The organism is Phaeobacter sp., from assembly GCF_022825805.1.
Classification (GTDB): Bacteria; Pseudomonadota; Alphaproteobacteria; order Rhodobacterales; family Rhodobacteraceae; genus Phaeobacter.
The window spans coordinates 12,758-24,060 of the sequence record NZ_JAJDWC010000105.1 but is presented as its reverse complement, the minus strand read 5'-3'; the positions used below and the strand labels follow the sequence as shown (position 1 = coordinate 24,060).

The window sequence follows — 11,303 nt, the reverse complement described above, 5'->3', positions numbered from 1 at the left end:
ATCTCCGCTACACCACGGGATCTTTCGCGCCGCGAAACAAGTCTCCGCGACCTTGTCTAAAAAACGGACCATTGACATGACACGCTCTTATCTTCCTGGCATCCTCGCCATGGCTGCCATTGTGGTGGCCTCCAATATCCTGGTGCAATTCCTGTTTGGCCAATGGCTGACCTGGGGTGCCTTCACCTATCCAATCGCCTTTTTGGTCACCGACATCACAAACCGGATCTACGGCACCGGCCCCGCGCGTAAAGTGGTCTTCGCTGGCTTCCTCGTTGGCGTGCTCTGCTCACTCATCGGGACGCAAATCATGGGTGAGTTCGGTCCTCTGGTCACGCTGCGGATTGCCATCGGATCCGGTCTGGCGTTTCTCACGGCGCAATTGCTCGATGTGTCGATCTTTGCCGCCCTGCGCAATGGCACCTGGTGGCGGGCCCCGTTGGCCTCCACCTTGATTGGTGCCACCGTGGACACAGCCCTGTTTTTCTCCATCGCCTTCTCGGCAAGCCTCAGCTGGATTGACCCGGCCACAGATGTATCCTGGGCTGGCGAACTGCTGCCAATCCTGGGCAGCGGTCCGATTGCTCCGCTCTGGGTGTCGCTGGCTGTGGCCGATTGGGGCGTCAAAATCAGCTTGGCTCTGCTAGCGCTGATCCCGTTTCGCCTGATCGTCGGGCATCTGCTACGCGGCGAAACCAAAGCCCACTAGTCCTGGGAATTTTTTATTTTGACAAAGCGCCAGACTGTGCCACCTTCTGTCTCAACGGAAACAGATAGAAAAGGAGGTGATCCAGTGTCTAGAAAGGTATTGGAGCAAGGCGCAGCAACAACCGGAGCGGCCCGCCTCTGAGGCAGCCCTCCAAGGCAGTGGTCACCCGGCTGGGACATGTCCCTAACCTGCCTTTGCTCTTACAGACTTTCGAAGGGGCCGCTTGGAAAACGAGCGGCCCTTTTTGCATCTTTCGCGCCCCTCGCCCGCCCCCTCACCCGCTGTCATCAGATGCGTGATCACAACGACCCTTGGAGCCAGATCGCCTGGACAGTATGCTGACCCCATGTTGCGGATTTCAGATGATATCATCCTGCAGGACTGGGAAATGACCGAGAGCTTCATCAGAGCCTCGGGCCCCGGTGGGCAGAATGTGAACAAGGTGGCCACAGCCGTCGAACTACGCTTCGAAGCGGCGCGATCCCCAGGGCTGACACCTGCGGTCAAGGCCCGGCTGAAACGCCTCGCCGGTCGTCGCTGGACCAAAGAAGGCGCCATCATCCTGTCCTGTGATGAAACGCGCTCACAGACCCGCAACCGGGATATCATCCGCGACCGGCTGGCAGAGTTGATCCGCAAAGCGCTGGTCGCACCCAAGCGCCGGATCGCCACCAAACCAACGCGCGGATCCGTGCGTCGACGGTTGGACGCCAAACGCCAACGCAGCGATCTGAAATCGACCCGCGGGAAAATCGACCTCGACTAGCGCGCTGGTTGCGCTGCCCTCCAATCCCGGCCAAGCTGCGACAAAGCCAAGGGAGGAGACCAGCCATGCGTCTGGAGGGAAAGCGCGCCATCGTCACCGGCGGGGCGTCGGGGTTTGGGGCCGGGATTGTCGATAAATTTCTGCAGGAAGGGGCTCAGGTGATGATCGCGGACATCAACCAGGACGGCGCCCAATCCGCCGCTGCCACTGCCTGCGCCAGCTATGGCGCCGACCGCGCACTGGCCCAGACCGTCGATGTATCTAATCGCAGGTCTGTTTCAACCATGGCAGACGCAGCCATGGACCACTTCGGTCAGGTCGACATTCTGGTGAACAATGCAGGCGTCACCCACAGCCCCACCCCGCTGGAGCAGGTCAGCGAAGACGACTTCGACCGGGTTTTTGCGGTCAATATGAAATCGGTCTACCTGACGGCTCAGGCGCTGGTGCCTGCGATGAAATCGCGCAAATCCGGCGTCATCCTCAATGTGGCCTCCACCGCAGGGGTGTCACCGCGCCCCAACCTCAATTGGTACAACGCCTCCAAAGGCTGGATGATCACGGCCACACGCACCATGGCCGTCGAACTTGCCCCCTGCGGCATTCGCGTCAATGCGCTGAACCCCGTTGCCGGAGAAACCCCGCTTCTGAAAAGCTTCATGGGCGAAGACACACCCGAAATGCGGGCCAAATTCCTCTCCACCATTCCCATCGGCCGGTTTTCAACCCCACAGGACATGGGCAATGCGGCCTGCTACCTCTGCTCGGACGAAGCCAGCATGGTCACAGGCGTCGCCCTCGAAGTCGACGGTGGCCGCTGTATCTGACGACACAGGCACGCACCCTTTGTCATCTTTCCCCAAATACTCCCGCCGGAGGCCGCGCGCCCTGGCGCGCTCATCAAAAAGGACAGCTGCCATGACCCCCGGTCGCAAGAATCTGATCACGGATGTCGCTAGTCTGAGGGTCGGCAATGCCCAGGACCAAAACCTGAAATCCGGCACCACTGTGCTGACCGCAGATCGCCCATTTACCGCGGCCGTTCATGTCATGGGCGGGGCACCGGGCACTCGGGAAACGGACCTGCTGGCGCCAGACAAATCTGTGACGCAGGTGGATGCTCTGGTGCTGTCGGGTGGATCAGCCTTCGGGTTGGACGCCTGCTCCGGCGTGGTTGCGGGCCTGCGGGATGCGGGCCGCGGGTTCGCCGTGGGCCCTGCGCGTGTGCCGATCGTGCCCGGGGCCATCCTGTTTGATCTGCTGAATGGCGGCGACAAAGCCTGGCGTGAAAATCCCTATGCCGCCTTGGGCCGCAGCGCCCTGGAAGAGGCCTCAGACCAATTCGATCTCGGCACTGTGGGGGCAGGCACAGGCGCGCTGGCCGCACGCGTCAAGGGCGGGCTTGGATCGGCCTCTTTTGTGCTCCCCAGCGGGGTGACCGTCGGCGCGCTGGTGGCAGCAAATCCTCTTGGTTCTGTCACAACACCAGGAGATCGCCATTTTTGGGCTGCACCTTTTGAGATCGGAAATGAATTTGGCGGTCTGGGGGCAGATCCCCGCAGCGGCTTTGCCACCCCCGAACCCAGCTTGAAAATCGCTGCCATGTTGGACTTGGCCGCAGCTTCGACGTTACCGGCAGAAGGCAGCAATACAACCATCGCCATCGTCGCCACTGATGCACCCTTGACCAAATCGCAGTGTCAGCGCCTGGCAATTGCCGCCCATGACGGCATTGCCCGCGCGATTGTGCCTGCCCATTCTCCCGGCGATGGAGATCTTGTCTTTGCGCTCAGCACCGCGGATGAAGCGCAGGAACAAGAACAAAACGATCTGCAGATGGATCTGGGAGAGCTGTGCCATGCCGCCGCGCTCAGCCTCAGCCGCGCGATTGCCCGCTCTGTCGCTCTGGCAACACCGGAACCAGGTGATCTCTTGCCCTGCTGGCAGGAGCAGAACGCCAAAACGCCCTGACCACATTTCGCGCCAAGGTCAAAGCCCAGCAGAGCCGCCCAATGACCAATTGATGCGGCAAGACGCGCATTTGACTCCTCGGCGAGCACAGCGCCAAGTGCGCAGACAGCAACACAACCGGAGCGCGCCGACATGAAGCTTGGTCCCATCATTGCAACCCTCAGCCTGCTGAGTACACCGGTCTTCGCCGCTGGGGATGCGGCCAAAGGCGAGCAGGGGTTCGCCAAATGCAAAGCCTGCCACAGAATCGTTTCCGATGAGGGCGAGGTGATCGTCAAAGGGGGCAGAACCGGGCCGAACCTCTGGGGTATTGCCGGACGCCCTGCCGCCTCGGCAGAGGACTATCGCTATGGTCAGGGGCTGAAGGATGCCAAGGCCAAGGGGCTGATCTGGACCGCAGAGCATTTTGCTGCGTTCACCACAGATCCACGTGGCTTTCTGCGCGTCTTTCTCGATGACGAGAAGGCAAAATCGAAAATGGCCTTTCGCCTAAAAAACGGCGCAGACGACATTTTTTCCTTCCTGGCACAACACGGTCCAGATGACGTTGATGTCGCAGGGGATGGCCCCACAACTGATTGATCTTGAACCCAGGTTTCAACTGAACCCGCCAAAACGAGCGTTGCGCGGCGTTTCGTGCAATTGCAATCAGGCAAGGTGAGGGCTATCTCACCGGTCTGCAGGGGCGGCGGACACCCTCGTCCCTGCAACGGCAGTACCGCGGCATGTCACCCACTATTGGGTCAAGACGCCGCCTGCGACCCGGACGACACAGCGCAACTTTCTCCTTTGACGAGGGACCAAGATGGACAATATGATCCCCGCCTGGGTCGATGGCACGTTGACCCCCGTCGACAAAATGGCGGTCCACGAACAGGGCCTGAAACACAAAGCTGTCTCTGTTTTTGTGGTGAAGGGCAGCGATATCCTGATGCAACGCCGGGCGCTCAGCAAATATCACACCCCTGGGCAATGGGCGAACACCTGCTGCACTCATCCCCATTGGCAAGAGGACGCCGCCCGCTGCGCCGTCCGCCGTATGAACGAGGAATTGGGGATCACCGGGCTCTATCCGGAGTTTCGCCAAACGCTTGAATATCGCGCCGAGGTCGGCAATGGGCTGGTGGAACATGAGGTGGTGGATGTCTTTCTGGCCCATGCCCATCGCGATCTGGAGCTGTCACCAAATCCTGACGAGGTGATGGAAACACGCTGGGTCAATTATCACGATCTCCTCGCCGAAGTGCATCGCCATCCAAGCCGCTTCACCCCGTGGGTCAAAATTTATCTTGATCGCTATGCCGATGTGATCTTTGGCCCCGCACTTTGCCTGAACAGCGCCTGATACCGTGATCCGCTGATCATCTGGCTGCCCTGACTGTCTGACCACCTGTTCCGCGCGGCCAAGCGCGGTTGCAGCCAATCCGCCCGCCACCCTTGCCCCGCCAAGGCCCACGTGGTTCTTTGGTGTGGCGACAACAGGCAAGGGGCCATGCGATGACTGTCCTGATTTCCGGCGCCGGCATTGCCGGTCTGACCCTTGGGCTGACGTTGCAGGAACTCGGCATCCCCTTTCACATCTTTGAAAGCACGAAGACCCTGAAACCAATGGGTGTGGGCATCAACCTGCAGCCCAACGCTGTGCGTGAACTCTTCGACCTCGGGCTGGAGGCGCCGCTGTCGGCCATTGGCGTGCGGACCCGGCAGTTGGGGTTCTACTCCAAACGCGGCCATACGATCTGGGAGGAACCGCGTGGACAGGCCGCAGGCTACCATTGGCCACAATTCTCGGTTCACCGCGGCGCCCTACAAATGATGCTCTATCACGCACTGCTGGAGCGCGCCGGACCCTCGGTCATCACCACCGGCGCGCGCGCTGTTGGGTATGTTCATGAAGAGCAGGGCGTTGCCCTTCGGCTCGAGGATGGCAGCACCCATCTGGGACGTCTCTTGATTGGGGCCAACGGTATTCATTCGGCCATCCGCGCCCAGATGTACCCAGAGGAAGGAGCCCCGATCTGGAACGGTCGCACCCTGTGGCGCGCAACCACACGTGCACCGGTTTTCCACGGCGGCGCGGCCATGGCGATGATCGGCCATGACCACCTGCGCCTTGTGGCCTATCCGATCAGCCAACCCGATGCCGACGGGCAGGCAACCATCAACTGGATCGCTGAAAAGCAGATCCATCAAACGGCGGCTCAGGCAGGTGCCAACTGGAGCCGCGCCGCAGAGGCAAATGATATCCTGCCGGATTTCGCCAGTTGGACATTCGACTGGCTGGATGTGCCCGCGCTGATCCGCGGGGCCGAGGTCATCTATGACTACCCGATGGTGGATCGAGACCCGTTGCCGACATGGCAGGACGGCGCTGTCTCTCTGATGGGCGACGCTGCCCATCCCACCTATCCCGTTGGCTCCAACGGGGCGAGCCAAGCCATCGTGGATGCCCGCATCATCGGGGCGCAGATGCTACGCCATGGTATCACGTCGACAGCGCTCAGCGCCTATGAGGCAGAGGTGCGGCCCACCACCACCGCTGTGGCACAGGCCAACCGTGCAGGGGGTGGACCCGATGGCATCCTGCAGCAGGTCGAGGATCTTTGCGGTGGGGAATTCACCGACATCAACACCGTGATCCCGCATGAGGATTTGGCCAACCACGCTGCAAAATACAAATCCATCGCAGGCTTCTCCATCGAAGCACTCAACGCGCGTCCCAAAACACTCCCACCAGGTGCAAGGATCGGCTGAACCCGTACAGGCGCACAGAAAAACGCCGCGCAATGCGCGGCGCCACCCCCAACTGTGGGGGTCTTTCTTTGAAAGGGCGCAAACAGGCGGGAGATCCTGCCGCCTGCAATGGCCACCCGCAATGGCCGCCCGCAATGAGGTGTTACACCCCAATCACCGCCTCAACCGCGCGTTTCCAACGTGCATAGGCCGCTTGCCGGGTGTCCGCGTCCATCTCTGGCGTGAATTGGCGTTCCAACGCCCAGGTCGCGGCAAAGCCCGGCTGATCCGGATAGAGACCTGCCCGCATGCCAGCCAACCACGCAGCGCCCAGCGCCGTGGTCTCCTGCATCACCGGCCGATCAACCGCAGCCCCCAGCAGATCTGCCAGACTTTGCATGGTCCAATCGCTTGCGCTCATGCCGCCGTCCACCCGCAGCGTCACCTGGGTGTCCCCCTCCCAATCTGCCCGCATCGCCTCCCACAGATCACAGGTCTGATAGGCCACCGATTGCAACGCCGCGCGGGCGAACTCCGCAGGGCCAGAACTGCGCGTCAGGCCAAACATCCCACCACGACAATCCGGCTTCCAATAGGGCGCGCCCAAGCCTGTGAACGCAGGCACCAAAATCACATCCTGTCCCGGATCTGCACTGGCAGCCAATGCGCCCGTTTCCGCCGCCGATTCGATAACCCCCAGACCATCGCGCAGCCATTGCACAGCCGCCCCTGCGATAAAGATCGAACCTTCCAACGCATAGGTGGGCGTGCCGTCCAGCTGATAGGCAATGGTCGTCAGCATCCGGTTTTTCGACACCACCGGCGTGTCACCGGTATTAAGCAGAGCAAAACACCCGGTGCCATAGGTGGATTTCATCATGCCAGGTTCGAAACAAGCCTGCCCGATCGTTGCCGCCTGCTGATCGCCCGCCACGCCGAGGATGGCGATGGCACCGCCGAGAAACTCCGGCTTTGTGGTGCCAAAATCTGCAGCACAGTCCTGAACCTCCGGCAGCATCGCACGCGGAACGTCAAGCAAACCACAGATCTCACTGCTCCAGCGGCCCTTGCGAATGTCATACATCAGGGTCCGCGCTGCATTGGTCGCATCGGTCACATGGGAGTCACCCCCCGTAAGCCGCCAGATCAGGAAGCTATCAACGGTTCCAAACAGCAGATCCCCCGCTGCGGCGCGTGCCCGAGCATCCGGCACCGTGTCCAAGATCCATTTCAGCTTGGTGCCAGAAAAATAGGGGTCCAACAGCAGACCGGTTTTCTGGCGCACAGTGTCCTCATGGCCCGCAGCCCTCAACTCTTCGCAGATGGCACTGGTGCGACGGTCCTGCCAGACAATCGCGTTATGGATCGGCGCACCGGTGTGTCGGTCCCAGACAACGGTGCTTTCGCGCTGGTTGGTGATACCAATACCGGCAATCTCTGCCGCACTGACACCTTGCTCTGCCATTGCCTTGCGGCAAACCTCCAGCGTCGAGGTCCAGAGATCCTCTGGATCATGCTCGACCCAACCGGCCTGCGGGAAATGCTGGGTGAACTCCTGCTGCGCTGTCCGCACCGCCTGCATCTTTTCATCAAACAGGATTGCGCGGGTCGAGGTCGTGCCCTGATCGATCGCCAGAATATATCTCATCAATGCCCCTCCCTGGGTCGTGTCGGAGCAGAGATTAGACCTAAAAGCGGTATCGCTACCAGCCCTTACTAATCAATTAGTTCGCTTGTCTCGGTCGGGTGTGGATCCACCGCGATGTTGTCGATCAACCGGATCCCATCCAGCCAGGCGGCCACCAACAGGCGGGCCGGGCGGTCCAGCCGCTCCATAGGCTGCAAGCTGTCCGCACACCGCAGATCCAAATACTCTGGCGCATCAAACCCCGCCGCCAGCAAACGCGCCTTGGCATCGGGCAGCAGTGCCGCATAGTCCGCCCCGGCAATGAGCTGATCGGCCAAATTCCGCAACACGGGATAAAGCTGACCCGCCTTGCCCAGCGCCTCCGGCGACAGGCGCAGATTGCGCGATGACATCGCCAAGCCCGACGGTTCGCGCACAGTGGCGCAGCCCCGCACCGCAATCGGGATATCCAGATCGCGCGCCATTCGGCTCACCACCATCAACTGCTGATAGTCCTTTTCGCCAAAAAACGCTTCGTCCGCGCCGCACTGCAGGAACAGTTTGGCCACCACAGTGGCCACACCGTCAAAATGGCCTGGGCGGAATTCGCCTTCCATCACATCGGTCAACCCGGCGACTGATACGGTTGTGGCGTAGCCCTCCGGGTAAATCTGATCCGGATCCGGCACATAAATGGCATCCACTCCAAAAGGCGCCAGCTTTGCCGCATCGTCCAATTCAGTGCGCGGGTATTTTGCCAGATCTTCGGCGTTGTTGAATTGCTTGGGATTGACAAAAATCGTGACGATCACCCGATCACAACGCGCCTTGGCGGCCGCGACCAGCGACAGATGCCCATCGTGCAGCGCCCCCATGGTGGGCACGAGGCCAATCCGCGCGCCGTCTCGACGCCAGGTAGCATGCAGCGCACGCAAGTCGCTCAGGCGGCGCAGAATAGGTGCAGTCATGTTGGTTCAGTCCTTTTGCGAGGCCGCGCTGCGCGCCGCGGTCTTCGCGGCGGGGGCCGTATCGGCAAACACATGTTCGGGCGCGGGAAAGCTCCGCGCGCGCACCTCGGCTGCATACTCGGAAATGGCCGCCTCTGCCAAGGGACCAAGATCGGTATAGCGTTTCACGAACTTCGGCTTGAACGCGGTGAAGAACCCCAACATGTCATCCACCACCAGGATCTGGCCGTCACACCCGGCGCTGGCGCCAATGCCAATGGTCGGGATTGCGACCTCTGCAGTGATCCGGTCAGCCAGCCCCTGCGGCACCTTCTCCAGCACCACGGAAAACGCCCCTGCCTCTGCCACCGCCTGGGCATCTGCCAAAACAGCCTCGGCCTGATCGTCACGGCCTTGCACCTTGTAACCACCAAGCGTGTTGATCGATTGAGGCGTCAGTCCGATATGCGCCATCACCGGAATGCCGCGCTTCACGAGAAAGCGGATGGTTTCCGCCATCTCAACACCGCCCTCCAGCTTCACCGCACCCGCGCCGGTCTCTGCCATCAGCCGGGCCGCATTGCGAAACGCCTGCGCGGGGCCTTCTTCATAGCTGGCAAAGGGCATATCAATGACCAGCATCGCCTGGTTCAACCCGCGCGCGACAGCCTGCCCATGGAGGATCATCATCTCCATCGTGACACCCAAGGTCGACGTCAGCCCATGCAACACCATGCCAACGCTGTCCCCGACCAGCACAAAATCACAATGCGGATCCATCAACTTCGCCATCGGCGTGGTATAGGCGGTCAGGCTCACCAATGGCGTTCCGCCTTTCCGCGCACGCAAATCTTCGGCGTTTGGGGCGGTCTTTCGGGCTGTGGCGCTCATTTCGACGTCCTTTCGTTCGAATAGCGAACGGCTAGCAATTTCCGGGCCCTGCTTCTAGAGGGCGAAAATACCTACAAGCCTTGATTACCCGAGGGAAAACCGGAACACTTTCCCGCAATGGGCGGATGACACCGTCCGCTTGCAGCCCAGACCTGCACCGACCAGGGAGAATTCAAAATGACCAGACCGTCTTTTCTGCTCGCCGCTGGCACCTCATTGGCTCTGATGGCCAGTGCCGCAACCGCGCGTGACACCTTAACCGTAGCCCTGCAGCTGGAGCCACCGCATCTGGATCCCACCAGCGCCGCCGCCGGAGCCATTGACCAGGTGCTGTATGCCAACGTCTTCGAGGGGCTGACCCGGTTCACCAGCGATGGATCGGTTGTGCCCGGTCTCGCCCAAAGCTGGCAGATCTCGGAGGATGGACTGACCTATACCTTCACCCTGCAGGATGGCGTGACCTTTCATGACGGCACCACCATGGACGCCGAAGATGTGAAATTCAGCCTGGATCGCGCCCGCGCCGAAGACAGCACAAACGCACAGAAGGCCCTGTTTGCAGATATCGCAAGTGTGGATGTGGTTGATCCGCTGACCGTGACGCTCACGCTCGCGCAGCCCAACGGCAACCTGCTGTTCAACCTGGCGTGGGGGGATGCTGTGATCGTCGCCCCGGAGAGCATTGATACGATCAAGACTGCCCCAATCGGCACTGGTGCCTTCACCTTCACCAATTGGGTGCAGGGCGACCGTATCGATCTGACCCGCAACCCGGACTATTGGGGCGCGGCCCCGGCACTCAGCGGGGCAACCTTCAAGTTCATCTCTGATCCGACAGCCGCTTTTGCAGCGATGATGGCCGAAGATATCGATGCTTTCTCTGGCTTCCCAGCGCCCGAAAACCTGCCCCAGTTCGAGGCAGATCCCCGCTTTCAGGTCCTCGTCGGTTCAACCGAAGGGGAGACCATCCTGTCGATCAACAACAAACAAGCCCCCTTCGACAATCCCAAGGTCCGCGCCGCAGTGGCCCACGCGATTGACCGTCAGGCCATCATTGATGGCGCGATGTTTGGCTACGGCACACCAATCGGCAGCCATTTTGCCCCGCATAATCCCGCCTATGTCGACCTGACCGGCACCAGCGCCCATGACCCGGACAAGGCCCGCGCCTTGCTGGCAGAGGCAGGCTTGCCTGATGGCTTCGCCACCACGCTGCATCTGCCACCGCCCTCTTATGCCCGCCGCGGTGGGGAGATCATCGCAGCCCAATTGGCCGAAGTGGGCATCACCGCAGAGATCATCAATGTGGAATGGGCCCAGTGGCTGGAAACAGTATTCAGGGGCAAGACCTTCGGGCTCTCCATCGTCAGCCACACGGAACCGATGGACATCGGCATCTATGCCCGTCCCGATTACTACTTCCAGTATGACAACCCTGCCTTTCAGGATCTGATGGCCGAGCTGACCCGCACCACCGATCCACAGGCCCGCACCCGGATGATGCAACAGGCACAGGAAATGATTGCCGCCGACCATGTGAACGGCTTCCTGTTCCAGCTCGCCGCGCTGAGCGTGGCCAGGGCGGATTTGCAGGGCCTGTGGGCCAACTCTCCCACACAGGCCACCGACCTGACAGCGGTCAGCTGGGCCAACTAGGCC

The 11,303-nt window shown here is 61.0% G+C and carries 11 protein-coding genes; 8 read left to right on the top strand and 3 right to left on the bottom strand.

Translation table 11 applies throughout. The features are described 5' to 3' along the window. Window positions 1-76: 76 nt before the first annotated feature. From Q0C28_RS11975 to Q0C28_RS11945, 7 genes are all read left to right on the top strand, one after another. Window positions 77-709: a queuosine precursor transporter gene (locus tag Q0C28_RS11975; RefSeq protein WP_293576076.1), complete on the top strand. Its 633-nt coding sequence runs from the start codon at window positions 77-79 to the stop codon at window positions 707-709. Window positions 710-1,055: 346 nt separating this feature from the next. Further along, a complete protein-coding gene (gene arfB / locus Q0C28_RS11970) occupies window positions 1,056-1,475 on the top strand; it encodes an alternative ribosome rescue aminoacyl-tRNA hydrolase ArfB (RefSeq protein WP_293576074.1) in 420 nt (139 codons plus the stop codon). A gap of 65 nt (window positions 1,476-1,540) precedes the next feature. After that, window positions 1,541-2,302, top strand: coding sequence for an SDR family oxidoreductase (locus tag Q0C28_RS11965; RefSeq protein WP_293576072.1), 762 nt, complete (start codon window positions 1,541-1,543; stop codon window positions 2,300-2,302). Between the two features lie 91 nt (window positions 2,303-2,393). Further along, window positions 2,394-3,446, top strand: a complete 1,053-nt coding sequence (locus tag Q0C28_RS11960; RefSeq protein ID WP_293576070.1) for a P1 family peptidase — start codon at window positions 2,394-2,396, stop codon at window positions 3,444-3,446. Window positions 3,447-3,578: 132 nt separating this feature from the next. Then, window positions 3,579-4,028 carry a c-type cytochrome gene (locus Q0C28_RS11955; RefSeq protein ID WP_293576069.1) on the top strand — a complete coding sequence of 150 codons (450 nt, stop codon included), beginning with the start codon at window positions 3,579-3,581 and terminating at the stop codon, window positions 4,026-4,028. A gap of 223 nt (window positions 4,029-4,251) precedes the next feature. Continuing rightward, a complete protein-coding gene (idi, locus tag Q0C28_RS11950; protein WP_293576067.1) occupies window positions 4,252-4,791 on the top strand; it encodes an isopentenyl-diphosphate Delta-isomerase in 540 nt (179 codons plus the stop codon). Between the two features lie 152 nt (window positions 4,792-4,943). Continuing rightward, on the top strand, window positions 4,944-6,200 hold the full coding sequence (locus Q0C28_RS11945; protein WP_293576065.1) for a flavin-dependent oxidoreductase: 1,257 nt from the start codon (window positions 4,944-4,946) through the stop codon (window positions 6,198-6,200). Window positions 6,201-6,342: 142 nt separating this feature from the next. Here Q0C28_RS11945 and glpK read toward each other — a convergent pair whose 3' ends face one another. The 3 genes from glpK to panB all read right to left on the bottom strand — a co-directional run bounded on the left by glpK (window position 6,343) and on the right by panB (window position 9,644). Continuing rightward, window positions 6,343-7,827, bottom strand: a complete 1,485-nt coding sequence (glpK, locus tag Q0C28_RS11940; protein ID WP_293576063.1) for a glycerol kinase GlpK — start codon at window positions 7,825-7,827, stop codon at window positions 6,343-6,345. 68 nt (window positions 7,828-7,895) lie between these two features. Beyond that, window positions 7,896-8,774 carry a pantoate--beta-alanine ligase gene (gene panC / locus Q0C28_RS11935; protein WP_293576061.1) on the bottom strand — a complete coding sequence of 293 codons (879 nt, stop codon included), beginning with the start codon at window positions 8,772-8,774 and terminating at the stop codon, window positions 7,896-7,898. A 6-nt stretch (window positions 8,775-8,780) separates the two neighbouring features. Beyond that, the gene (panB, locus tag Q0C28_RS11930) at window positions 8,781-9,644 is read right to left on the bottom strand and encodes a 3-methyl-2-oxobutanoate hydroxymethyltransferase (protein ID WP_293576059.1); all 864 of its coding nucleotides are present in this window, start codon (window positions 9,642-9,644) and stop codon (window positions 8,781-8,783) included. 177 nt (window positions 9,645-9,821) lie between these two features. Here panB and Q0C28_RS11925 point away from each other — a divergent pair, with 177 nt between their 5' ends. After that, a complete protein-coding gene (locus Q0C28_RS11925) occupies window positions 9,822-11,300 on the top strand; it encodes an ABC transporter substrate-binding protein (RefSeq protein WP_293576057.1) in 1,479 nt (492 codons plus the stop codon). The last annotated feature ends 3 nt before the right edge of the window (window positions 11,301-11,303 follow it).